A 25,438-nucleotide genomic window follows, 5' to 3' on the forward strand; every position below is an offset into this window, starting at 1 on the left:
ATTATAGCAAATACTCATGGAGAAAATACAAATATAACTCCAGATCATACGGACACGATCTGGCTTCCAGCACAAAGAATTGGCAATTTTTACATATGTATTGGACGGCCATCTGTTGCAGCCAGGCATGCTTCTTTTACTGCTTCCATATAAGTAGGGTGGGCATGCGACATTCTTGAGATATCCTCGGCCGATGCTCTGAATTCCATGGCGGTGACTCCGGCAGCAATCATATCCGCAGCTCTCGCCCCGATGATATGTACCCCTAGTACTTCATCTGTGGCTTTGTCGGCCAATATTTTGACCAAACCGTCCGTGTCCATGCTCGCACGCGCACGGCCTAGCGCCTTATATGGAAAAGATCCTACTTTGTATGCTATCCCAGATTCTTTGAGCTGCTCCTCGGTCTGCCCTACGGCTGCCACTTCTGGCCAGGTATAGACTACCCCGGGAATCAGATTGTAATTGATGTGTGGCTTCTGACCTGCAAGCTGTTCGGCCACCAAGACACCTTCTTCTTCGGCTTTGTGTGCAAGCATAGCTCCTTTCACTACATCACCGATGGCGTAGATATTGTCCGCAGAGGTCCTGAGATGTCCATCCGTCTCAATTCGACCAGCCTTATCCGTCTGAATGCCTACCTTCTCAAGACCCAAGCCGTCGGTGTAAGCTCTCCTGCCTATAGACACCAGGCAGTAGTCTCCTTTCAGCTCCAGCACTTCTCCCTTCGGAGTATCGGCTTTGACCGTCACGTTTTTGCCTTTGGCCTCTACGCCAGTCACTTTATGCTTCAGGTAAAATTTAACACCTAACTTTTTCAAGGACTTGGTCAGTTCCTTGGACATGGTACTGTCCATCCCTGGAATGATTCTATCAAAGAACTCAACAACTGAGACTTCGGCACCGAGTCTTTTGTATACTGAGCCTAACTCCAGACCGATGACGCCACCTCCTATGATGATCATGTGCTTGGGTACTTCCTTGAGCTCAAGTGCTTCCGTACTGGTAATGACTCTTTTCTTGTCAATATTGATAAAGGGCAAGGACGATGGTTTGGAGCCGGTAGCGATAATGACCTTATCTGTCGAGAGGGTCTCTTCTTTTTCTCCTAACACTTTGATGGTGTTTTTGTCCACAAAAGAGCCATGGCCATGAAAGACGTCAATCTTATTTTTTTTCATCAAAAACTGAATACCATCTGTGTTCTGCTTCACCACATCACTTTTTCTGGCAATCATTTGCTTGAAATTGACCTTTGGTGCAGGTATATCTATTCCATGCGTTTTAAAAGTATGTTCGGCATTGTGAAAATGCTCGGAAGAGTCCAACAATGCCTTAGAAGGGATACAACCAACATTGAGACATGTACCTCCCAGTGAGTTGTATTTCTCTACTATCGCAGTTTTAAATCCTAGTTGAGCACATCTGATGGCTGCCACATATCCTCCAGGGCCAGATCCTATTACAGTTACGTCGTATTTCATTTTTTTAGTATTGGGTTCTAGGTATTAAATATTGGGTATTGAGCAATGGGTCTTGGGTATTGGGTAGTAAGTAATGAGTTAGATTCAATGTATATTGACAGTTAGAGTGTTTTTTTTAGATTGAAAATCATTTTTTGAATTACTTGAATTAATCTGTTAATTTCATTTTGATCTTTCACTTCAATCAGACCAACATTTTTTGAGATAATCGATTGAGTTTCCAGTTCACAACTAGAGCCATAGGCATATCCAAGAAATTGCCTAAATTCTCCTTTTCCGTTCCTGCCAGCTCCCTCCGCTATATTAGAAGCAATTGAAACCGCACATCTTCTCATCTGGCTAGTCAATCCAAATTTTTCAGAATCAGGAAAAACATTTGTCTTTAAATACATTAATTCAGCCAGTTCAATAGATCTTTTCCAAACCATGAGCTCTTTATAATTATGCATGACATTAGGTTTTGGTTCGGTAGTAAACTTACTAAAGTCACCGTTATCAGGTCTCAATACCCGATACTAATAATCTCAATACATCAATAATTTCAACATATCAAATTCCCAACATCAATCTTGCAGGATCTTCCAACAATTCTTTGATCCGGACTAAGAAGCTGACTGATTCTTTGCCATCAATGATTCTATGATCGTATGACAGCGCCAAATACATAATCGGTCTGATCTCTACTTGCCCGTTGATCGCTACGGGTCGTTCTACAATATTATGCATTCCTAATATCGCCGACTGAGGAGCGTTGATGATCGGAGTCGAGAGCATCGAGCCAAAGATTCCTCCGTTGGTCACGGTAAACGTTCCCCCTTGCATTTCATCTATGCTCAATTTATTGTCTCTTGCCTTCTTCGCCAATCGAACTACCTCGCTCTCGATCTGATTAAAGGACAACGACTCGGCATTGCGAATCACAGGTACAACAAGCCCCTTTGGTGCGGACACTGCAATTGAAACATCACAGAAATCATTATAAACAATTTCGTTTCCGTCAATTTGAGCATTTACCGCGGGCCATTCTTGTAGCGCCTGGCAAGCCGCTTTGATAAAAAAGGACATGAATCCCAAGCCTACTTCGTATTTATCTTTGAAAGCGTCCTTGTATTTTTTACGCAGATCCATCACCGGTTTCATGTCTACCTCATTGAAGGTAGTCAACATGGCGGTTTCGTTCTTCACCGCTACCAATCGTCTGGCTACGGTTTTTCTGAGCGGCGTTAGTTTCTTTCTCGTTTGCTCTCTTGCTCCGGCCACTTTTGGAGCTGCTGGAGCAGCCTCTGCCGCAGACTTGGCTGCAGCCACTGGTGCTGCTTTTTGAGCTGCCTGTGCATCATCTTTAGTTATTCTTCCACCCACGCCTGATCCGGTCAGTTCACTTGCCGGGATTCCTTTCTCAGCCAAAATCTTGGCCGCAGCAGGAGAAGGGTGTCCGGCAGCATAGCCTGGAGTTCCCACTGGAGTCTCTATAGTAGCTGCAGATGCTGGTGCTGGTGCTGTGGCACCGCCCTCCATCACCTCAATCTTACATATCAGTGCACCGATCTCAATGGTGTCCCCTTCCTGAGCAACTATTTTCAACACCCCTCTGGCCTCTGCAGCCAGCTCAAATGTTGCCTTATCGGATTCTATTTCTGCTATTGGCTCATCTAGCTCTACGATATCGCCGTCCTGCTTCATCCAGGTGCCAATCGTTACTTCTGTGATAGACTCCCCTACGGTAGGCACTTTCATTTCTAGTGTTTCGCCAGTCTTGCCAACCTTTGCTGGCGCAGTTGAGGTCTCGGCAGCAGTGGCTTTAGGTGCGGCGGAAGCAGCTTGAGAAGAGGATGCAGAATCATCTATGGTACAGACTACTGTCCCTATTTCTATAGTTTCTCCTTCTTCTACTTTGATGGTCAGGATACCTGCAGCCTCAGCGTTGAGTTCGAAGGTTGCTTTGTCAGATTCCAGCTCGCAGATCACTTCGTCCATTTCGACATAATCACCGCTTTGTTTTGACCATTGTGAAACAGTCACTTCGGTGATTGATTCTCCTACGGTTGGTATTTTAACTTCAATCATTTTTTTATCCTTAAAATTCTTTAGTCTTTTTTATCTATTTGGCAAAGGCCTGATTTACAATGCTTTCCTGCTCTTGTTTGTGCACCTTGGAATATCCTGTTGCCGGTGAAGCCGCAGCCTTTCTTGAGATTACATCCTTGGTCACCTCTCTAAATACTCTGAGAATAAATGACCACGCGCCCATATTTTCAGGCTCTTCCTGTACCCAGTAGACCATGTCTACTTTGTACTTTTTGAGCTCAGCCATTACTTGTTTTTTCGGGAATGGATGCAGCTGTTCTACTCTGATGATCGCTACATCTTTTCGCTTGTCAGCTTGCTGCTTCTCTAGCAGATCAAAGTAAACCTTTCCATTACACAGCAGCACCTTTTTTACCTTCTTCGGATCTGCATAGTCATCTCCAATCACCTCTCTGAATTTACCTTTGGTAAACTCGTCCATCTTTGATACCACCAGTGGGTGTCTAAACAAGGACTTTGGCGACATCAGAATGCATGGCATGCGGAATGGCATAGCCAGCTGCCTTCTAATCATATGAAAATAGTTGGCAGGCGTGGTCAGGTTGCAGATATACATATTGTTGCCCGAGGCTAGCTGCAAGTATCGCTCAGGCCTGGCATTGGAATGCTCTGGGCCTTGACCTTCATACCCATGAGGTAGGAGCAGCACCAAACCGTTCATTCTTCTCCATTTTGTATATGAGCACGAAATGAACTGATCTATCATCACCTGCGCGCCGTTAGCAAAATCTCCAAATTGCGCTTCCCATATTACGACAGCGTTTGGATCAGCCATGGCATAGCCAAATTCAAATCCCATACAACCAAATTCGGATAGCAATGAGTTATAAATTTTGAATTCCTTTTCACAGCCTTCGATATGATTGAGAAAGCTATAAGGTTCGTTTGTATTCATGTCCCTGACGACCGCATGTCGATGAGAGAACGTACCTCTTTTTGTATCCTGTCCTGATATTCTGACCGTCTTATTATCCAGCAATAAAGAACCATAGGCTAGCATTTCAGCGGAGGCCCAATTCAATTCCTTTTTATCAAAGAACATTTCTTTTCGCTGCTTCAGTACCTTATCTATTTGCTTGAGCGGCTTAAATCCTTTCGGCACCTGCATCATAGCTTCACCTACTTTTTTTACCACAGCATTGGTGATTGATGTATCTGGTGAGGCGTCAAAGTCTTCAGGCTTAGACAAACGCATTTGAGAGAATTCCTTTTCACTCTGTTGAAGAGTGTAAGGCAGCTTGTCTTGCTTCACCTGATTCAGTCGATCCTGTAGCATCGCCTTAAACTCTTTGTCCATGGTTTTGGCCAGACTGCCGTCAATATCTCCCCTTTCTATAAGAGACTTGTTGTATACCTCTCTTGGGTTGGCATGTTTCGATATGGTGTTGTATAGAGAAGGCTGAGTAAATTTTGGTTCGTCCGATTCGTTGTGTCCATGACGTCTATAACAAACCATGTCTACAAAAATGTCTCTCTTGAATTTCTGACGATACTCAACAGCCACTTTCATACAAAATACAACTGCCTCAGGGCTGTCACCATTCACATGCAGGACAGGTGCGTCAATAGTCTTAGCCACGTCTGTACAGTAAATGCTCGATCTGGCTTCATCAAAATCAGTAGTAAACCCCACTTGGTTGTTGATCACAAAGTGGATCGTGCCTCCTGTGGAGTAGGCATCAAGTTTCGACATTTGTATCAGCTCATAGCCAATACCCTGACCTGCGATAGCCGCATCACCGTGAATCAAGATCGGCATGATCTTGGAATTGTCATTTTCATACAACCCATCAATTTTTGCTCTGGCAAAACCTTCAACTACCGGATTTACCGCCTCAAGGTGCGAAGGGTTTGGTGCCAATTTCAAGTCAACTGTATTACCCGACGGAGTCACAATCTGAGAAGAAAAGCCCATGTGGTACTTCACATCTCCATCGCCCATGGTCTGATCTGGTACATATCCTCCTTCAAATTCGTTGAAAACCTGCTCATAGGTTTTACCCATGATGTTTACAAGTACGTTGAGTCTACCACGGTGAGCCATTCCCATTACTACTTCCTGGACTCCCAGCTCTGCACCTTTGTTGATTGCTGCATCCAATGCGGGGATTGTGGTCTCCCCTCCTTCTAGTGAGAATCGCTTTTGACCCAAGTATTTAGTGTGTAGGAAGTTTTCAAATACTACTGCCTCATTCAGTTTTGACAGGATCTGTTTCTTTTCCTCAATTTTAGGATTGAAAAACAGAGCTTCTCGCTCTACTTTTTCTTTGAACCACTCCAGAATATCGGGTCTTCTGATATACATATATTCAAACCCAACCGAGCCTTCATATATGTCTCGAAGTGAGGCTATGATTTTTTTCAAAGGAGCCCTTCCAATGCCGATGATATTACCAGAATCGAATTCTAAGTCCAGATCTTCTTTTGTCAAACCAAAATCCTGAATATCCAACAAAGCCTTTCGATCTTTTCTTTCTCGGACCGGGTTGGTTTTAGATTTTAGGTGTCCGCGAGATCTGTAGGCATGGATCAAATCCCTCACGGCTAATTCTTTATTCGAGACCGGCCCGGTAGCAACTTCGCCGTCCTCTCCATATTTCTGAAGTGAGAATTCAAAACCTTCAAAAAATCGCTGCCATGATACATCTACAGAATTAGGGTCAGCTTTAAAAGATTGGTACATATCATCAATCACTCCACTGTGTGCATTGGCGATATAGGTATATTTGTCCATCGGCTATTTAGTCTTTGCTGGCACAAATATAGTATGTGCATCTATGAATCAAAAACCGTATAACCGCCTAAACAAATATATTGTATTCAGCGTTGTTTTGGAAGGTTGTCAATTTCTGATAGAAGTATAAGGACTATTGATTTACATAATAAATAAAAAAGCACTACATTTGCGGACTTTTTAATACATGTGGACGTGATCCACAACATTTAAACTATACCATAATATATAATGGCAGTAAAAATTAGACTAGCCCGAAGAGGGCGAAAAAAACAGGCAATTTACGATGTAGTCGTAGCAGATGCCCGTGCGCCACGAGATGGCCGATTTATCGAAAAGCTAGGATCGTACAACCCTAACTCAAATCCTGCATTCATTGATATCAATGAAGAAAGTGCATTGAAATGGGTAATGGATGGTGCGCAACCTACAGAAACCGCTAGAGCGATACTTTCTTACAGAGGCGTGATGTACAAAAAACATCTACAAGTAGGTGTAAATAAAGGTGCGATCACTCAGGAGGATGCTGACAAGAAATTTGAAGCATGGATGAATGAGAAAGAAAGTAAGATTCAAGGCAAAGTTGATTCATTAGCAAAAGATAAAGATTCTGAAGCGAAGAAAAGACTAGAAGCAGAAGCGAAAGTGAATGCAGCAAGAGCTGAAGAAATTGCTAAGAAAAGATTAGTAATAGAAGAAGCAGAAGCAACTGCGGCGGCAGAAGCCAAAGCTGAGGAAGCTCCAGCAGCGGAAGAAGCTCCGGCGGCAGAGGCTGTTGAAGAAGCCCCTAAGGCAACTGAAGATGCGCCTGTAGCAGAAGCAACTCCAGCAGTGGAGGAAGCTCCAGCAGCAGAAGCTAAAGCGGAAGAAGCTCCAGCAGTAGAAGAAGCCCCCGCTAAGGAGGAAGCACCTGTAGCTGAAGCTAAAGAAGAAGCACCTGCGGCTGAAGAAAAGCCAGAAGAAGAAGCTTCTAAGAAAGAAGATAAGGCCGCCGAATAATTCGATATGACTATTGATGATTGCTACCAAATTGGTCATGTCATCAAGACTCACGGCTTAAAAGGAGAAGTACAACTTTTTTTAGATGTAGACAATCCTTCAGAATACCAAGATTTGGAATCAATGTTTGTTCATCAGAACAATACATTGGTTCCTTTTTTTGTTGAATATCTCCAGATCAATGCCAACAAGGCCATTGTCAAATTTGAAGAGATAGATGAAATAGAGCAAGCCAAAAGTTTGGTGGCCTGCCAAATCTATCTGCCCCTCAGCTTACTGCCAGACCTTGATGATGGAGAATACTACCTTCACCAATTGGTCGGTATGGAATTGTATGACAAGGGAAAATTAATCGGGACTGTCAAAGAATTGTTTGAAATAGGCCCGCAGGAACTCATCTCTGTTATACATCAAAATAAAGAGGTACTCATCCCCATAAAGGATGAAATCCTCCTGAAAGTGGATGTAAAAAACAACAAAATAGAGGCAGACATCCCCGATGGTCTTATAGACATTTACCTGGAAGACGATGAGAATTGATATTATCACATGTGTTCCCGCCATTTTTAATGGCATGGTGGACCAGAGTATTCTGAAGCGTGCTGGTGACAAAGGCCTGGCACAGATTCATATCCATGACCTTAGAGACTATGCAGTCAATAAGCACAATCAAATTGATGACTATGCTTTTGGTGGGGGAGCAGGAATGGTGCTCATGATAGAACCCATCGACAAGTGCATTGCCAATCTCAAATCCGAGCGTAGCTATGATGAGGTGATCTATATGAGTCCGGATGGAGAGCAACTATCACAAGGCATGGCCAACGAACTGAGCCTAAACAAAAACATCATCATGCTTTGCGGACACTATAAAGGTGTGGATGAACGCGTACGCGAACATTTGATCACTCGGGAGATCAGCATTGGAGACTATGTGCTCACCGGAGGCGAACTTGCAGCTGCTGTAGTAGCTGATTCTATTGTTCGATTGCTCCCTGGCGTAATGAATGACGAAACTTCTGCGTTGACAGACTCCTTTCAGGATGATTTAATAGCCCCACCGGTGTATACACGCCCGGCTCAATACAACAACTGGTCAGTGCCAGAGGTGCTCACCTCAGGACATCAGGCTAAAATCGAAGAATGGAGGTTTAACCAGCAGGTAAAAAGAACAAAAGAGAAAAGGCCAGATCTCCTGAAAAATAAAGAGTCAAAAGATTGACCCAATTGCTATAAATTAATTTTAAAAGCGTTGGGATTATTTAAGAAATTAATTTCTATATTTGCAGTCCGAATTTTTGAAGGGCACATAAAGCTAATAAAATGAGCGAGTTAATTAAATTGATCGAAGAAGAATACAAAGAGAAGAGAGCTGCGATAGCCTCTTTCAAGCCTGGCGATACCGTGAATGTTCACGTGAAGATCAAAGAGGGCAATAAAGAAAGAATTCAGCAGTTTCAGGGAACTGTTTTGCAAATCAAAAACCCTAGCTCTAATGGCGAAACCTTCACAGTAAGAAAAATTTCCAGCGGTATAGCTGTTGAAAGAATTTTCCCTATGCTATCTCCAAACATTGAGAAAATCGAAGTATTGAGAAAAGGTAAAGTGAGAAGAGCAAAACTTTATTACCTAAGGGGTAGAAAAGGTAAGGCTGCAAGAATTAAAGAAAGACTTTAATTTAGTCGCTCTAAAAAAAATGAAGGCCACGTTTACGTGGCTTTTTTGTTTTCTAGCTTTACACCTCATTCTTCCGACTCTCGTAAGTTGATTATATATGAGCATTTCATTTTACAAATATCAAGGCACAGGCAACGATTTCATCATGATAGACAATCGTGACGATGTGTTTGAGCATAACACACAGCAAGTGACCCATCTATGTGACCGTAGATTTGGTATTGGTGCAGATGGACTTATCCTAATAGAAAACCATGATACACTCGACTTTGAAATGATCTATTTCAACGCCGACGGCAGCCAGAGCCTTTGCGGAAATGGAAGCAGATGTGCTGTCAGTTTTGCGAATCATCTAGGCATTATTGGAGATCAATGTAAATTTCAAACCATCGATGGTGAATATCAAGCAAACTTGAAGGATGACCTGGTGTACTTACACATGCGCAACCAGCATCGCCCCAAAAAAATCGAAGATCATTATTTTCTAAACAACGGCTCGCCTCACCATATTCAGTTCGTAGACCTGGCCGACAATCAGGACGTCTATAGCCTGGGGGCATCAATAAGATATGCAGACAGCTACAAGCCCGCGGGTACCAATGTGAATTTTGTGGAGATTAAAGAAGGTAATCAGATTTATGTCCGTACGTACGAACGTGGGGTAGAGGATGAAACTCTATCCTGTGGCACTGGGATCACAGCCTCAGCACTTGCTGCAGTCGACCAAGGACTTAGTAGTCCAATCACAATTCAAACCAAAGGCGGCCAGCTAGAAGTACGATTCGATCAAAAAGAAGATAAATCTTTTGAAAACATCTGGCTTATCGGTCCGGCAGTGCAGGTTTTTAGCGGACGAATTGACAGATAAAGTCTATGCGGTTCATTTTTTGCTAATAGCCTGCTCAGATTCATATCTAGAAGAAAAAAGAAATTAAATTTACCGACTTATTAAAACGTAAATATTCATGTTAAATATTATTACAAAAGGCATAGCCAAAGTATTTGGTACAAAAGCAGATAGAGATTTGAAGGACCTCTTGCCTTACGTGGATTTAATCAATGGTGAATATCAGAAACTGCCACAAATATCAGATGACGAGCTTCGTGGTAAAACTCAGGAGTTGAAAGATGAGATAGCTCTACATCTAAAGGACATAGATGACCAAATGGCAGCATTGCATCAGCAAATTGAGGACAACCCCGAACTTGACATTGTTGAGAAAGAGAATATATTTAACAACATTGATGAGCTCGAAAAACAAAGAGATGAAGCACTGGAAGTAAAGCTTTTGGAAATCCTTCCAAGGGCTTTTGCCATAGTAAAAGAAACTGCCAGAAGACTCACGGAGAACAAGCAGCTAAAGGTCCAAGCCACCATGATGGATAAAATGCTGGCCGCCAATAAAGCTCATATCGAAATAGATGGGGACACCGCCACATGGCACAACAAATGGGTGGCGTTTGGCCAAGACGTAGAGTGGAACATGATTCACTACGATGTACAGCTCTTAGGTGGAGTAGTGCTGCATCAGGGAAAGATTGCCGAGATGGCAACCGGAGAAGGAAAAACACTCGTTGCCACATTGCCAGCATTTTTGAACGGGCTGAGCGGTAGAGGTGTGCACGTGATTACCGTCAACGACTACCTTGCCAAAAGAGATGCCGAGTGGAATGCACCTCTATTCGAATTTCACGGACTCAAAGTAGATTGTATAGACAAACACCAGCCCAACTCTCCACAGAGAAAGGCCGCTTATGAGAGCGACATTATCTATGGAACAAACAACGAATTTGGGTTTGACTATCTAAGAGATAACATGGCACGTCATCCTGACGAGCTCATGCAAGGCAAGCACCACTTTGCCATGGTGGATGAAGTGGATTCAGTTCTGATAGATGATGCCAGAACCCCGCTCATTATTTCTGGCCCAATTCCGAGAGGAGACGAACACGAGTTTCATGAGTTGAAACCTCGCATCAGCAAGTTAGTAGACGCACAAAGAAAAACGGCCTCGCAATTTTTGAATGATGCCAAAAAAATGATTGCCGAGGGCAATGACTCTGAGGGTGGTTTGGCTTTATTCAGAGCCTTTAGAGGACTCCCTAAATACAAACCGTTGATCAAGTACCTGAGTGAAACAGGTATTCGCCAGATTCTTCAAAAAACTGAAAATATCTATCTGGCAGAAAATCAGAAATTGATGCCCGAAGCAGACGAACCGCTCTACTTCACCATCGACGAAAAAACCAACGCAATAGAACTCACAGATAAAGGCATAGACCTGATCACGGGAGAAGGTGAAGACACCAATTTTTTTATTCTTCCAGACATCGGGTTGGAAATCGCTCAACTTGAGCAGGATACCTCACTCAGTGAAAATGATATGCTTCACAAAAAAGAGGAGTTGATTCGAGACTATTCTGTGAAGGGGCAAAGAATCCACTCTGTCAATCAATTGCTCAAAGCCTATACTTTGTTTGAGAAGGATACTGAGTATATCGTGGTAGACGAGAAGGTGAAAATTGTAGATGAGCAAACAGGCCGTGTTATGGACGGCAGAAGATACTCTGATGGGCTTCATCAAGCTATAGAAGCCAAAGAAAATGTAAAAGTGGAGGATGCAACGCAAACCTATGCGACCATCACTTTGCAGAACTACTTCCGAATGTACCACAAACTGGCAGGGATGACTGGTACGGCAGAAACTGAGGCTGGCGAATTTATGGAAATTTACAAGCTCGACGTGATCGTCATACCAACCAATCGTCCGATTGCCAGAAAGGACATGGAAGACAAAGTCTACAAGACCATACGTGAGAAGTTCAATGCGGTGGCAGACGAAATAGTAGAGCTCACCAAAGCTGGAAGACCAGTACTCGTAGGTACCACATCGGTGGAAATATCAGAACTGATCAGCCGAATGCTAACCATGAAAAGCATTAAGCATCAGGTACTGAATGCCAAACAGCACGCACGTGAAGCTGAAGTCGTGGCAGAAGCTGGTAAACCAGGTACAGTGACCATCGCTACCAATATGGCTGGTCGTGGTACGGATATTAAGCTGACCCCTGAATCAAAAGCGGCCGGAGGACTAGCCATCATCGGTACAGAAAGACATGAATCCAGACGTGTAGATCGTCAGCTTCGCGGTCGATCTGGTAGACAAGGAGACGTAGGGTCTTCACAGTTTTTTGTATGTCTGGAAGATAACCTAATGCGTCTATTCGGATCAGAACGAATCGCCAGAATCATGGATAGACTTGGCCTTGAAGAAGGTGAGGTCATTCAGCACAGCATGATCACCAAGTCCATCGAACGAGCACAAACCAAAGTGGAGGAAAATAATTTCGCTACTAGAAAAAACTTGCTGGAGTATGATGATGTCATGAACTCTCAACGCGAGGTAATCTACACAAGAAGGAAAAATGCACTTTACGGCGAAAGATTAGACCTTGATATACTTAACATGCTGTATGACACGGCAGAGGATATTGCCATCAATGCAAAAACCGCGGGAGACTACGACAGCTTGAAATTGAATTGCCTTGGTATACTTGGGATGAGCACCAAAATTGGTGCTGAGGTATTTACCAGCACCCCTCCGGAGCAGTTGGGAGAGCAGCTATACCACGAGAGCCTCGAGGCCTACCACGCCAAAAACAGAATGGTGGCCCAACGTGCAATGCCGGTGCTCAAAGGGATCCATACGAACAAAGGGGCTACATATAAAATGATTGAAATCCCATTTTCAGATGGAAAGAAACTGATTAAGGTAGTAGCAGATCTGGAAGAATCTATCCAATCAGAGGGAAGAAAGATGATTAAGGCGATGGAAAAAATGATCGCCCTTGCCATTATTGACCAAAGCTGGAAAGAGCATCTCCGCGAGATGGACGATTTGAAGCAATCTGTACGAATGGCTGTGCACGAACAAAAAGATCCTCTTCTTATTTATAAGTTTGAGGCCTTCGAAATGTTCAAAAGATTCCTGGCACGTGTAAATGAAGATACGGTCTCCTTTCTGACTAAAGCTGAAATTACAGTGCAAGAAGCTGATCAGGTAAATGCAGCCACTCCCACTCAACAAAGAGCATCACGTAACTATAACGAATCTAAAGCTGAAAGTGGGTCTGCACTGACAGGCAATAATAGAACAGCACCTGTAGAAAAAACGGCTCCAATTAAGTCCGATAAAATTTACGGAAGAAATGACCGGGTATCCGCTCAATATGCCGATGGTACAGTCAAATCTGATGTTAAATATAAGAGTGTCGAAGCCGATGTGGCCAGTGGAAAATGCGTAATTGTTGAAAATTAAAGTCGGACTAAGTACCTTGTGTAATTGATCAATTATCTAAAATTTCGTATTTTGAAAAGTATTGCATCAAAAATAAGCCTAGTGTTTCCAATTGTCAGTATTGCTACCCTGTTGCAATTTTGTGCACCGACCATAGCAACCAACTCTTCCAGCTCAGTCTATGAGGAGGATTTGTCGGTCTATAGACCTGAGCCTACTCCTTTAGTAGAAGTTAGCCAGGAGGAGACAGTAAAAGTGCCTGAAGCTACCTCAGAAGAGGAATATGTCACTCCCACCAATGCTATCAAATCGGAATTGGACACCGTGTTGTATAGAATAAAAAAATCCAAAGAACATATTAAATATGTAGACGGGTTTTCTATCCAACTCTACTCAGGAAATAGTAGAGATAGGGCCAATCAAGTAAAGGTAAAATCGTATGAGGTACTTGAAGATCTAAGGCCCAAGGTGAGTTACGAACAGCCCAACTACAAAGTGAGGGTAGGCGAATACTTCTCTAGAATGGAGGCCAACTCTAATTTTGTTCTTCTTAGAAAGCATTTCTCACGAGCAGTATTAGTTCCTATAAAGATCAAAATCGACGAATAATTCCTTACTGCTATTTGCCATTATGGCAAGATTACCCACCTTTATTTGGAGAGATTTAAAATTTAGCCACAGCCACAATTACGGCCACCAGAACTAGGCTAAATTCATTAAATTGTCAAAAAATTACCCATGGCGTTAATAGAAAAAATAAAGTCGCTTTCTCAATCCTGCCATCAGCAGACAGTTGCATATAGGCAACATCTACATGCACATCCAGAGTTGTCATTCGAAGAAACTGAAACTGCCAAGTATGTATTGGAGCAGCTCAATACTATGGGGATTTCTACAAAGTCAGGCATAGCTGGCAACGGCATAGAAGCCATAATCGAAGGCAAAAATCCTTCTAAAAAAACTATAGCCCTCCGTGCGGATATGGACGCGCTACCGATCATAGAAGAAAGCAATAAACCCTACAAATCCAAAAATGATGGTGTCATGCATGCCTGTGGCCACGATGTGCATACCTCCTCGTTATTGTCCACCGCCTATATTCTCAACGAGATAAAAGATGAATTTGAGGGCACAATAAAATTTATTTTCCAACCTGGTGAAGAGGTTTTCCCAGGTGGAGCTTCGCTCATGATCAAAGAGGGAATCCTGGATAACCCGAAGCCCAATGCGATTTTCGGACAGCATGTAATGCCTCTGGTGCCGATAGGTAAAATCGGATTTAGAAAAGGAATGTACATGGCTAGTGCGGATGAAATATACGTCACTGTAACCGGCAAAGGAGGACATGGGGCTCTTCCTGAGCACAATATAGATCCTGTGGTGATCGCCTCACATATTATTGTAGCCCTTCAGCAGATAGTAAGCAGAATGGCTGCACCAAAGATCCCTAGTGTACTGAGCTTTGGGAAAGTACAGGCCAACGGGGCTACCAATGTAATCCCAAACGAAGTAAAAATCGAAGGCACCTTTCGAACATTGGATGAAGAATGGAGAAAAGAGGCGCATACTAAAATGAAAAAAATGGCCGAAGGTATAGCAGAATCCATGGGTGGATCATGTGATTTCAACATACAAGTAGGTTACCCATTTCTAAAAAATGAACCCGAGCTTACTGAGCGAGCCAAGCAGTCTGCAATAGCCTATATGGGTAAAGAAAATGTGGTTGACCTCGATATATGGATGGCTGCCGAAGACTTCTCTTACTACTCTCAAGAAGTCGATGCCTGCTTCTACCGCCTAGGCACCCGCAATGATGAAAAGGGCATAATTTCGGGAGTACACACCCCGACCTTCGATATTGACGAAGATGCGCTGGCTCATGGGCCTGGCCTGATGGCCTGGCTGGCCATAAATGAGTTGACCTCTGAATGAGAATAAATATCAAACTTCTGGGACGGGTCTTGGGGCCATTGTTGTTTCTCATGACCTACTTCCTACTTCCCTTAGAAGGGTTGAGCAACGAAGGCCGAGGAGTATTGGCTACTACTGTTTGGATTGGTATCTGGTGGATCACTGAAGCTATCCCGATCGAGGCTACCGCATTACTGCCAATGGTTCTATTTCCTCTTACAGGAGCATTGTCAATGAAATCTACCACATTCCCCTACGCTCATCCCCTTATATTTTTGTTTTTGGGTGGGTTTATGATCGCTATTGCCATAGAAAAATGGAATTTACATAAGCGCATCGCACTCAATATTATTTCAATTCTCGGATCCAATCCCAGACAGCTAGTGCTGGGTTTTATGTTAGCAACAGGGTTTCTATCTATGTGGATTTCCAACACGGCCACTACTTTGATGATGATTCCGATTGGTCTGTCAGTCATCTCAAATCTCAGTAATGACAAAAGTTTTGCTAAAGCTCTGCCTCTGGCCATCGCCTATTCAGCATCTATTGGCGGCATGGCTACACTTATTGGTACTCCACCCAATATAGTATTTGCTGGTGTGGTCAAGGATACTTTTGGAATAGAAATCAACTTTCTAGAGTGGATGATGATAGGTCTACCCTTCTCCAGCCTTATGATCTTAATTACCTGGCTTGTAATCACCAGATTCTCATTCAAACTATCTCACGATCATAATTCTGGTGATACTGGCATCAAAGAGAAAATTGCTGAATTAGGAAATATGTCTATAGAAGAAAAACGAGTACTTGCCGTTTTTGCTTTTACAGCTACTTGTTGGATCACGCGAAGCTTCTTACTAAACCCGATTATTCCATCTCTAAACGACACCACCATTGCCATATTCGGTGGACTTTTGTTATTTATTATACCGAACACAAGAAGTGGAAGGTTACTCGATTGGAAAATGATGAATAAAGTGCCTTGGGGTGTTTTGGTACTTTATGGTGGCGGACTCTCTCTTGCCAACGCTTTCGCACAAACTGATTTAGCGGGTTGGATCGGCGATCTACTCAATCATTGGGGCAACATTGAGTTGGTACTCCTGATTCTATTAATTGTGGCGGCAGTCAACTTCATGACTGAAATTACTTCCAATATTGCCACAGCCAGTATGGTACTGCCTATTCTGGCAGCTCTGGCGATTTCGATCGAAATTCATCCATACTACCTAATGGTGGGTGCTATCCTGGCCGCTTCTTGCGCCTTTATGCTGCCAGTAGCCACAGCCCCGAATGCAATCGCCTTCAGCAGTGGCACTATCAAAATGGGCGATATGATAAAGGTGGGTATCGTGCTCAACCTGCTCTCCGTACTGATAATCACATTTGTAGTATATGTGATCATGCCAATAGTGTGGACGCTAGATCTCTCCCAATTTTTATCTGGAGTAAAGTGATTTCTGATCTAGTAGTTATGCCTTATATTTATGCCTTAAAATACTGAAAGGGAGCCGTGGACATTTTTAAGATTAGTAAATTAAAGGAGACTATTACTGACTATATAAGAGTCAGGATTGAGCTGTTCAAACTGGATCTTACCGAGCATCTATCCAATGTACTGGCACAGATGATCGCTTACATTATCATTCTTATCATATCTGGACTTGTAGTCACCTTTCTTAGCATTGCATTGGCCAATTTTTTGAATGCCTATTTCGAAGGTGATTCTATTGGATATTTGATTGTTGCTGGCCTTTATTTTGTGCTTCTTCTAATTGTATATTATTTGCTCAGGTCTGGCAAATTGAAAGCTTTTTTTGAAAGCAAATTAATGGATAATATATCAGATCAAAGTCCAAAAAAATGAGCAGGAACAAGGCGATAGAGGAGAAAAGAAAACGACTGCAATCTGAAGAAAAGAAAATCGCTGCTGATCTGGAGCAAGAAACAGTAGTCCTAGAATCTAAAGTTCAAAGTGGACTAAAAACACTGGCCATTGCAGGCGCGGGATTGCTAACAGCAATAGCCCTATACAAATTGATAGCCTCTGATGACGAAAAGCCCAAAGAGAAAAAAAGCGAAAAAAGAAAGAAGGTAACGAGTAGCATGCCCTCACCTATTACAGCTTCCGTAATATCATTAGTGATTCAGAAGCTGCTGCCACTGGCATTGGAAAAGATTTCATCATTCAATAGCAAAGACACAAAAAATGAACACGCTACTAAGTCAGCTTCGAGATAAAAAGACTCGGAAAGAGAAGTCTTTGGCCGTATTGATAGATCCGGACAAGGCATCAGACCATGGTCAGCTAGTTCGGCTCATCAATCTATGCGTGGAAAACAAAGTGGACTACCTGCTGGTCGGTGGCAGTCTGATTGCCAATGATGCATTCTCTAAAGTGATTGCAATCATGAAGTCAAATTGCAACATTCCAGTCGTCATCTTTCCGGGTAATCATATTCAAATAGATTCTAACGCAGATGCCATTTTTCTCTTATCACTAATCTCAGGCAGAAATCCTGACTTTCTCATAGGTCAGCACGTATTGGCTGCTCCCATCCTGAAAAAGAGTGAGTTGGAAATCATTCCTATGGGGTACATGCTGGTCAATTCTGGTGCACCTACCTCCGCTAGTTATATGAGCAGTACAGTACCGCTGCCATCAGACAAACCGACTATAGCGGCATGTACCGCCATGGCTGGAGAAATGCTTGGTCTTCAGTCCATCTATCTAGATGCTGGAAGTGGTGCCGAAGAGGCAATACCCCAAAAAATAATATCCACCGTAGCCCGATCGATAGATGTGCCACTCATTGTTGGTGGAGGGCTCAATGCCATAGGGAAAGTCAATCTGGCGCTTGAAGCTGGTGCAGATATGATTGTGATTGGAAATGCTCTGGAAAAAGAAGAAAGGTTATTGATTCAGATTTCGGATCGCATTCACGCCATCAACAAAAACTTAGACATTCATTAAGGTCTCTCTGCGACGCATCTTGCCGGCAGGGATTCCAAACATCATCTTGAACCTTCTACAGAAGTAGGCGGTATCTTTGTACCCCACCTCTTTGCCTATTTCCCTAATACTCTTCTTGGAAGTTCGAAGCATATTTACAGCCATTTCCATGCGCTGGTATTCAATATAGTCTTGAGGATTGATACCAGTTAGCATCTTAAAGTATTGACCCACATAGTCCTCTGAGACGTTGGCAACATTGGCCAATACCTTGTTAGAGAGGTCGTCTTGCAGATTGTCTTTGATAAAAGAGAAAATATCAATTAGCCTAGGATCCTTGAAATAGGTAGAGTTTGTGGCTAGCTGTTCTACAAAAAGCCCTTTGTTGAGAATGTGTCTGATAAGCTCCACTACCAAATGGTCCGTTTCAAGATTTACCACTCTCGCTTTACCAGGAGCATCGGAATAAATCTCAGATACAATGAGCTTGACTAGCGAAATCAGATTGTGATTAGCTTTGATTACAAACGCTGGAATATCCAATGAAGCAAAGAAATTGACCGTGTCAAAAACTTTAGCTTCGAAGTTGATCATCGTAATATTCTCGTGCACAGGGGCGGGCACAAATTCTTCGCTGGTTTGGAAAAATTTCTCTTTGTTGTTGATAAAATCATCATTTGACAGGTTCATAGAATTGCCACTACCGTAGGTCAATCCTACCATTTTCCCTCCTGGTACAAAGAGTATTTCATTCTCTTTTACCACCTCTTTTTCCTTGCCAAATTTCACCTCTCCCTTGTGCACATAGATGAACACATTTTCAACATCATAATAGTTTTCAACCGTCAGCGGTTGCAAAATATTAATATTCTTAGCTGAGATGAATCTTACTGAAAGAGACTCGATGATCTTGTTATAGTCCTCCATTGAATTATTTTGGAGTAGCCCTTCGATTTGAGCTAATTTCCATTGGTATTATTGTATAAATCTAATATAATGTATAATAAATACAAAGATTAATAAATAATTTAATACCTGGGGCTATTTATACTATTTTAATATTTCTCTCGCAATTACGATTTTTTGGATTTCAGAAGTGCCTTCGTAGATCTGTGTAATCTTGGCATCGCGCATCAATCTTTCTACATGAAACTCCTTAACAAAACCATAACCACCATGCACCTGAACCGCCTCTACGGTGGTTTCCATAGCTACTTTAGAGGCAAATAACTTGGCCATAGCTGCTTCTTTCACGAAGTCTTCTTTGTTATCTTTTTTCGTAGCCGCCTGCAAGCAAAGCATTCTGGCAGCTTCAATATTAGTCGCCATTTCCGAAAGTTTAAACTGGATTCCCTGGTGCTCGCAGATGGCTTTACCGAATGATTTTCTTTCTTTTGAATAATTCAGTGCAAGCTCAAGTGCACCACTAGCGATACCCAAAGCCTGAGATGCAATGCCTATTCGACCTCCATTGAGCACCTGCATAGCCATAGAAAAACCAAAGCCATCTTCTCCGATTCTGTTTTCCTTAGGGACTTTCACATCTTGAAACATCAGTGAGTGCGTATCGGATCCTCTGATTCCTAATTTGTTTTCTTTCGGGCCAACTGTAAAACCTTCTGCGCCCTTCTCAACGATCAGCGCATTGATACCCCGATGTCTTTTCTCAATGTCCGTTTGTGCGATTACTATATAAACCGAGGCACTGTTGCCATTTGTAATCCAATTTTTTGTTCCATTTAATAAATAGTGGTCTCCCTTGTCTTCAGCAGTAGTCCTTTGTGAAGTAGCATCGGAGCCAGCTTCAGGCTCAGAAAGGCAAAAGGCACCTATGATTTCGCCGGTTGCCAGCTTGGTTAAATATTTTTGTTTCTGCTCTTCTGTACCAAATTTTTCAAGTCCCCAGCAAACTAAAGAGTTGTTCACCGACATAGCCACAGAGCAGGAGGCGTCCACTTTCGATATTTCTTCCATGGCCAGCACATAAGATACGGTATCCATGCCGCCGCCATTATACTTTGGATCCACCATCATCCCCATAAATCCCAGTTCGCCCATCTTCTTGATCTGCTCCGCAGGGAACTGCTGCTTTTCATCACGCTCAATCACACCAGTTAAAAGCTCCGTCTGCGCAAATTCTCTGGCGGCGTCACGTACTGCTAGTTGTTCTTCTGTCAATGCGAAATTCATTTTGGGATTTGTTATAGTTTCGAAATATAATTTGTTATTAATTGAATTAATGTACTATAAATTTCATATAGAGGTTCAATTACTTAATTATCAACATATTATTCTGAATAGAGATAGTATGTATGCATACAAATATATAAAAAAAGGACTTGAACATAGTTCAAATCCTTTACATATTATCCTTATTCTGACTAGTATCAGTCTCTCCCTCCGAGGAACATCATCACAAAGTACAGAAGTTGAGTGACAGCAGCCAATGCCGCCACTACATAGGTCATGGCGGCCCAATGCAAGGCATCTTTTGCCATTTCATGTTCCTGGCTTGTGACTATACCTCTTTGGTCTATCCAGGCCATCGCTCGCTTACTCGCGTCAAACTCGACTGGAAGTGTGATCAAAGAAAATAGTGTAATCACAAATTGAGCGGCTACTACGACCATGAAGATGGTGTCCATTCCAAAAGATTTCATAGCGAACCCAAAGAAAAACATCCCGAAGATGATGAAATTAAGAATCTTCGCGCTGACATTCTGAATAGGTACCATTGCTGATCTTAGTTGCAAAAAGCTGTAGGCGGTGGCATGCTGAACAGCGTGCCCGCATTCGTGAGAAGCAACAGCTGCGGCTGCAGCACTTCTACCCGAGTAAACTTCGGGGCTTAGGTTTACAGTTTTATTCGCTGGGTTATAATGATCAGATAAATGCCCTTGTACTGAGATCACTTTCACATCTGTGATACCATGATCCGCCAGCATCATTTCCGCAATTTCACGACCTGAAAGTCCGCTTCTAAGTCCAAGTTGGGAATACTTTTTAAACTTGTTTTTGAGCCGGTTGCTCACTAAAAAACCAAGCACAAAAAAGACTATTAATAAAATAAACATTTCTATATAATTTAATTTTTCAATTTACCTAGTACTCTTTACGATTCCAGAGCCAATTCTGTTTTTCTCTTTCGAGCAATAAATAGTGTGAGGAGTGCGCTAAACCCTCCTACCAAAAGAATAGTTACTAACTGCGAGGTATGAAGTAAGGTTGCAAAGAATAAACTACTGGTGGCCTCTACTCCATAAATAATCAGCACACCGCTGACTAAAGTATGGTAAGCGCCAATGCCCCCTTGTACAGGCATAGCCATAGCCACTCCGGCAGCTGCTAGTATCGATAGTCCAGCGCCAAACCCAAGTTCAGACGTCTCAGGGATAGCGAAAAAGATCACATAGCTCATCAAAAAATAAAAAAACCAGATACCAATCGTCGACAGAATAAAACCTGGAATGTTTTCAACTTTCCTTATAGACAGCAGTCCATTGACCACATCAGTCAATACCCTATGAGCCTTTTGTAAAAATGTGTTTTTGAATTCATGCTCCAAGATTCGCTTCAAAATCAATATTCCAGCGACCCCCAAAGCAATAAGCACGGCCAAGATGATGGCTATATCCGCAGTATGATCTACACTTGTATCCCAGCCAACTGATGAGCTGAAAAAGCCATAGACCAAATCAAATTCAACAATAAAATCAAGAAAAATTAAGGATAGTAAGATCAGAAAATCCAAAGCTCTTTCAGTGATTACAGTCCCGAATGAGATGCTCATTGGAATCTTGTCATTTTTTTTCATCACGCCGCACCTGGTCACCTCTCCCAGCCTGGGAAATGCAAGATTGGCAAGGTATCCAGTCATGACGGCAAGAAAAGTGCGCCCATTGGATAGTTTATCATAACCTAACGGGCGTAAAACCAAGTTCCACCGATATCCTCTAAGCCAGTGGCTTAGGACAGATAATACGATAGATAGCAAAACCCAGGAATAATTGACGTAGGCTATCTTTTCAATAAATTCTTCGACTGACACTTTTCTGAAAGCAAAGTAGAATAGTGCTCCAGCCAAGAGTAGAGATAGGCTGTATTTTATTATTGATGAAATCTTCAACCGTGTTGTTTTAAGTATATATTATCTATAATTCTCACCTCGCCGACATGAGCTGCGGCGCAAATAGATACATTTTCTGCCATTTTTATATCATCCACATGCTGCATGGTGTCAGAATTGACCACTTCCAAGTACTCAAGACTAAATGAATCAAGGTCCGTTAAGTCCGCTTTTGCATGATTCAAGGCCTGTACAATAGCTATCCCGTCCAACACTTCTGCCTTCAGTTTTTGCATGGTTTTATAGAGATTTGTTGCTATTTTTTTTTCAACTTCAGACAGTCGAAGGTTACGTGAAGACATCGCCAAACCACTAGGCTCACGGATGGTTTGCACTGAAACTATCTCTGATGGAATATTTAAGTCATGCACTAGTTTTTTTATTACGGCCAGCTGTTGCAAATCCTTTTGGCCGAAAAAAGCCTTGTCAGGTTGCACCATATTAAGCAGTTTGGCCACTACGACTCCTACACCAGAAAAGTGCCCCGGTCTGAACTCTCCCTCCAGGACCGTTTCCAAAAAACCAAACCCCATATTGAGCACTTGCTGACCATTGGGGTACATTTCTTCAACCGAAGGAGCAAAAATCACATCACATCCTTCTTCAGCTAACAAGCGCTCATCCGCTTCCTGGCGCTTAGGATAATTGATTAAGTCTTCGCTATTGTTGAATTGAGTTGGGTTTACAAATATGCTGCAAACGGTCAGATCGCAAGACTCTACAGAAGATTTGATGAGTTGAGCATGCCCATGATGCAAAGCACCCATGGTCGGTACAAGCCCAATAGAGTGGCCTTTTTTTCTCTCCAGATCTAAATTGTGGCGCAACTCTGCTATTCGATTAAATATTTTCATCATTTCCTGCTACTTCAAGCAGTATATCCGGTTAAACCATATTGCGGTATTGAAAATGATCCAAAAATAGTGTAATTTTGTGGTCATTTTGAAATTATCAAACTAAAAACACGGTTTATGTCAAAGTACAAAATACTATATGTGGCGAGTGAAATTAATCCTTTTTTACAAACCACAGAGGTAGCCGATTTTGTGAGAGCACTTCCACAGGCGATGCAGGAGAGAGGAATGGAGATTAGGATACTGGTTCCGCGCTTTGGATTGATTAATGAAAGAAAAAACAGACTTCATGAAGTCGTAAGATTATCAGGGATAAATATTGCAGTAGGCGATGAAGAAAAGCCATTGATTATCAAAGTGGCATCTATCCCTAATGCTAAACTTCAAGTTTATTTTATCGACAATGAAGACTATTTCCACAGAAAGTCTGTCTTTTTTGACAAAGAAGAGAATTTCCATGCCGACAATGACGAGCGTGCCATATTCTTTTGCAAGGGAGTATTGGAAACAGTTAAGAAATTGGGATGGTCACCGGACATTGTCCATTGTAATGATTGGATGACAGCTTTGATTCCGCTGTACTTGAAGACCACTTACAAAAACGATCCTATATTCAAAGATGCGAAGTCAGTATTCACCCTATATGATAACGAATTCGAACACAAATTCGAAGGAGATCTCATCAATAAGGTAATGATGATGGATATTGAAGAGAGCATGCTTGAGCATTTAAATACAAAAGATTTCGAAGGTTTTGTAAAGCTGGGCATCGAATATGCCGATGCTGTCATTAAGTCTAAGAATGAGACAAACAAAATCATTGATAAATTGATTTCATCTGCTCCTAAAGACAAGAAAGTAGAAACCATTCAGAAAGACGACAACTTTTTAGACTCCTACTATAACTTATATAATGAACTTGTTGGATAAAAATTGGTTTGGGTTGCTGATAGTCGCAACCCTGTCCATTTTTTCGTGTGAGGATTCCAATGACATTGGACTTGGATTGGATCCTGATGGCACCAGACTAAACGTACTCTATGCAGAACTGCCTCTAGAGACTACAAATGTACTTATTGATAGCATCAGAACGAGCTCAGACACCAGGCTGCTTGTTGGTAGAAACTCCGATCCCATTTTTGGGGATATAGTTTCTAATGCCTACTGTAGACTGTCCTATGCCAACGTACTGATCACATCCGATACCTCTCTTTTGAATGATAGAGACAAGCGCGGCAAGCAAATATACTTTGTAGATTCTGCGATGCTATACCTACAGGTATCGAAGGTGCATTCAACCTCGTTTACGACAGATCAGGTTTATAACATATATCAGCTAGGTGATACGTTATTCTCAGGGCCGAGCTACTTGTCAGATTTCAATACCCCCTATCTGACCGACCAGCTGGAGGGCCAGTTGAGCGTAACACTCAATGAAGATAGGATCAGAGACAAGGATAGTTTACAGTATGTCTTGACAAGTCGTCTGAGTGATAGTTTTGCGGAGAAAATATTTTCATATGTGGAAGATGAACCAGCCACAGCGAGTAGTAGGTTGTTTTTTGATTATAAAGGCATTGCTATTGTGGGTGACGAGGCCAATACTGCGCTTGTTGGATTTACCCCGGGAGATTCATCCAGTATAAGAATACACTATCATATTAGAGACCATTACCTGGACGAAAATTCGATGGAAACCGACTCGCTATTCACAGATTCACTTTCTATGATATTATCTCTCAATAGTGCTTTTTACAACGGAATCACTGTCGACAGATCAGGCGCACTCATGGACGCAGAAACAGGAGCCTACAATAGCTTCTCGGCCGGAGATGGAAATGTTTACTTGCAACCTGCCTCCGGCATTTACCCTAAAGCGAACCTCGATACATTGGTTAAATTCATGGCAGCAAATCCTAATATTCAAATTAACAGAATGGAATTTGCCATAGAAACTAGCGAGAATAGTAAATATGAGGCGAATGTTGGAAATTTGCGCTTCTTATATGTCGATGGAGCTGATGGGTCTAGAATAGATCCGTCTGGACTAATCAACAACAATCCATTTGAAACCGCTGTGATGAGTGATAACGGATATTTGGCTGGAATCCCTGAAATTATCGTGGCCCCACTAGATGAAAGCTCTTTGATTTATACTGGAATTCCTACATTCTTTGCACAGCTTGTTGAGTCTGGAACACTGACAGTGGATCACATGATTCTTATGCCAACAGATGTGAGTACGCCAGATTTTTCTATCCTTGATCAAGAAAACGGCATCAAAATAAAACTTTATTATACACTTCCCGAATAA

23 protein-coding genes are annotated in these 25,438 nt (G+C 42.3%); 14 read left to right on the forward strand and 9 right to left on the reverse strand.

What is annotated here, in order from left to right; translation table 11 throughout:
- Positions 1-89: 89 nt before the first annotated feature.
- The 4 genes from lpdA to ABJF11_RS05220 all read right to left on the reverse strand — a co-directional run bounded on the left by lpdA (position 90) and on the right by ABJF11_RS05220 (position 6,306).
- The gene (lpdA, locus tag ABJF11_RS05205) at positions 90-1,484 is read right to left on the reverse strand and encodes a dihydrolipoyl dehydrogenase (RefSeq protein ID WP_348118564.1); all 1,395 of its coding nucleotides are present in this window, start codon (positions 1,482-1,484) and stop codon (positions 90-92) included.
- A gap of 101 nt (positions 1,485-1,585) precedes the next feature.
- Entirely contained in the window at positions 1,586-1,933 is a 348-nt protein-coding gene (locus tag ABJF11_RS05210; RefSeq protein ID WP_348118565.1) for a four helix bundle protein, read from the reverse strand.
- Positions 1,934-2,033: 100 nt separating this feature from the next.
- The gene (gene odhB / locus ABJF11_RS05215; protein ID WP_348118566.1) at positions 2,034-3,551 is read right to left on the reverse strand and encodes a 2-oxoglutarate dehydrogenase complex dihydrolipoyllysine-residue succinyltransferase; all 1,518 of its coding nucleotides are present in this window, start codon (positions 3,549-3,551) and stop codon (positions 2,034-2,036) included.
- Between the two features lie 34 nt (positions 3,552-3,585).
- Complete coding sequence (locus tag ABJF11_RS05220; RefSeq protein ID WP_348118567.1) at positions 3,586-6,306, reverse strand: 2-oxoglutarate dehydrogenase E1 component; 2,721 nt, start codon at positions 6,304-6,306, stop codon at positions 3,586-3,588.
- Between the two features lie 231 nt (positions 6,307-6,537).
- Here ABJF11_RS05220 and ABJF11_RS05225 point away from each other — a divergent pair, with 231 nt between their 5' ends.
- The 12 genes from ABJF11_RS05225 to ABJF11_RS05280 all read left to right on the forward strand — a co-directional run bounded on the left by ABJF11_RS05225 (position 6,538) and on the right by ABJF11_RS05280 (position 18,165).
- On the forward strand, positions 6,538-7,305 hold the full coding sequence (locus ABJF11_RS05225) for a 30S ribosomal protein S16 (protein WP_348118568.1): 768 nt from the start codon (positions 6,538-6,540) through the stop codon (positions 7,303-7,305).
- Positions 7,306-7,311: 6 nt separating this feature from the next.
- The gene (gene rimM, locus ABJF11_RS05230) at positions 7,312-7,845 is read left to right on the forward strand and encodes a ribosome maturation factor RimM (protein ID WP_348118569.1); all 534 of its coding nucleotides are present in this window, start codon (positions 7,312-7,314) and stop codon (positions 7,843-7,845) included.
- The gene (trmD, locus tag ABJF11_RS05235) at positions 7,835-8,527 is read left to right on the forward strand and encodes a tRNA (guanosine(37)-N1)-methyltransferase TrmD (RefSeq protein ID WP_348118570.1); all 693 of its coding nucleotides are present in this window, start codon (positions 7,835-7,837) and stop codon (positions 8,525-8,527) included. The genes rimM and trmD overlap by 11 nt, the downstream gene beginning before the upstream one ends.
- Before the next feature lie 101 nt (positions 8,528-8,628).
- A complete protein-coding gene (gene rplS / locus ABJF11_RS05240; protein ID WP_348118571.1) occupies positions 8,629-8,982 on the forward strand; it encodes a 50S ribosomal protein L19 in 354 nt (117 codons plus the stop codon).
- Between the two features lie 97 nt (positions 8,983-9,079).
- Positions 9,080-9,850, forward strand: coding sequence for a diaminopimelate epimerase (dapF, locus tag ABJF11_RS05245; protein ID WP_348118573.1), 771 nt, complete (start codon positions 9,080-9,082; stop codon positions 9,848-9,850).
- A gap of 97 nt (positions 9,851-9,947) precedes the next feature.
- The gene (secA, locus tag ABJF11_RS05250; RefSeq protein WP_348118574.1) at positions 9,948-13,301 is read left to right on the forward strand and encodes a preprotein translocase subunit SecA; all 3,354 of its coding nucleotides are present in this window, start codon (positions 9,948-9,950) and stop codon (positions 13,299-13,301) included.
- A 51-nt stretch (positions 13,302-13,352) separates the two neighbouring features.
- The gene (locus ABJF11_RS05255) at positions 13,353-13,889 is read left to right on the forward strand and encodes a hypothetical protein (protein ID WP_348118575.1); all 537 of its coding nucleotides are present in this window, start codon (positions 13,353-13,355) and stop codon (positions 13,887-13,889) included.
- A gap of 129 nt (positions 13,890-14,018) precedes the next feature.
- Positions 14,019-15,212, forward strand: a complete 1,194-nt coding sequence (locus ABJF11_RS05260) for a M20 family metallopeptidase (protein WP_348118576.1) — start codon at positions 14,019-14,021, stop codon at positions 15,210-15,212.
- Positions 15,209-16,648, forward strand: coding sequence for an SLC13 family permease (locus ABJF11_RS05265; protein WP_348118577.1), 1,440 nt, complete (start codon positions 15,209-15,211; stop codon positions 16,646-16,648). Before ABJF11_RS05260 ends, ABJF11_RS05265 begins: the two co-directional genes overlap by 4 nt.
- Before the next feature lie 56 nt (positions 16,649-16,704).
- The gene (locus tag ABJF11_RS05270; protein ID WP_348118579.1) at positions 16,705-17,058 is read left to right on the forward strand and encodes a phage holin family protein; all 354 of its coding nucleotides are present in this window, start codon (positions 16,705-16,707) and stop codon (positions 17,056-17,058) included.
- Positions 17,055-17,432: a hypothetical protein gene (locus ABJF11_RS05275; protein WP_348118580.1), complete on the forward strand. Its 378-nt coding sequence runs from the start codon at positions 17,055-17,057 to the stop codon at positions 17,430-17,432. The genes ABJF11_RS05270 and ABJF11_RS05275 overlap by 4 nt, the downstream gene beginning before the upstream one ends.
- Positions 17,401-18,165 (forward strand): geranylgeranylglyceryl/heptaprenylglyceryl phosphate synthase, encoded by a 765-nt coding sequence (locus ABJF11_RS05280; protein ID WP_348118582.1) that lies wholly within the window; start codon positions 17,401-17,403, stop codon positions 18,163-18,165. The genes ABJF11_RS05275 and ABJF11_RS05280 overlap by 32 nt, the downstream gene beginning before the upstream one ends.
- Here the strand turns inward: ABJF11_RS05280 and ABJF11_RS05285 are convergent.
- From ABJF11_RS05285 to panC, 5 genes are all read right to left on the reverse strand, one after another.
- Positions 18,151-19,071 (reverse strand): AraC family transcriptional regulator, encoded by a 921-nt coding sequence (locus ABJF11_RS05285; protein WP_348118583.1) that lies wholly within the window; start codon positions 19,069-19,071, stop codon positions 18,151-18,153. The genes ABJF11_RS05280 and ABJF11_RS05285 overlap by 15 nt on opposite strands.
- Before the next feature lie 123 nt (positions 19,072-19,194).
- Complete coding sequence (locus ABJF11_RS05290) at positions 19,195-20,334, reverse strand: acyl-CoA dehydrogenase (RefSeq protein ID WP_348118584.1); 1,140 nt, start codon at positions 20,332-20,334, stop codon at positions 19,195-19,197.
- Between the two features lie 197 nt (positions 20,335-20,531).
- Entirely contained in the window at positions 20,532-21,218 is a 687-nt protein-coding gene (locus tag ABJF11_RS05295) for a zinc metallopeptidase (protein ID WP_348118586.1), read from the reverse strand.
- Positions 21,219-21,256: 38 nt separating this feature from the next.
- Positions 21,257-22,270, reverse strand: a complete 1,014-nt coding sequence (locus ABJF11_RS05300; protein WP_348118588.1) for a lysylphosphatidylglycerol synthase transmembrane domain-containing protein — start codon at positions 22,268-22,270, stop codon at positions 21,257-21,259.
- Positions 22,267-23,127, reverse strand: a complete 861-nt coding sequence (gene panC, locus ABJF11_RS05305) for a pantoate--beta-alanine ligase (RefSeq protein WP_348118589.1) — start codon at positions 23,125-23,127, stop codon at positions 22,267-22,269. The genes ABJF11_RS05300 and panC overlap by 4 nt, the downstream gene beginning before the upstream one ends.
- A 114-nt stretch (positions 23,128-23,241) precedes the next feature.
- On the opposite strand from panC, the gene ABJF11_RS05310 reads away from it, so the two are divergent.
- Together ABJF11_RS05310 and ABJF11_RS05315 are read left to right on the forward strand one after the other, a co-directional pair.
- Positions 23,242-24,054 (forward strand): glycogen/starch synthase, encoded by an 813-nt coding sequence (locus ABJF11_RS05310; RefSeq protein WP_348118591.1) that lies wholly within the window; start codon positions 23,242-23,244, stop codon positions 24,052-24,054.
- Positions 24,038-25,438: a DUF4270 family protein gene (locus ABJF11_RS05315; RefSeq protein ID WP_348118593.1), complete on the forward strand. Its 1,401-nt coding sequence runs from the start codon at positions 24,038-24,040 to the stop codon at positions 25,436-25,438. Before ABJF11_RS05310 ends, ABJF11_RS05315 begins: the two co-directional genes overlap by 17 nt.

Source organism: Reichenbachiella sp. (genome assembly GCF_039941815.1).
Lineage (GTDB): Bacteria > Bacteroidota > Bacteroidia > Cytophagales > Cyclobacteriaceae > Reichenbachiella.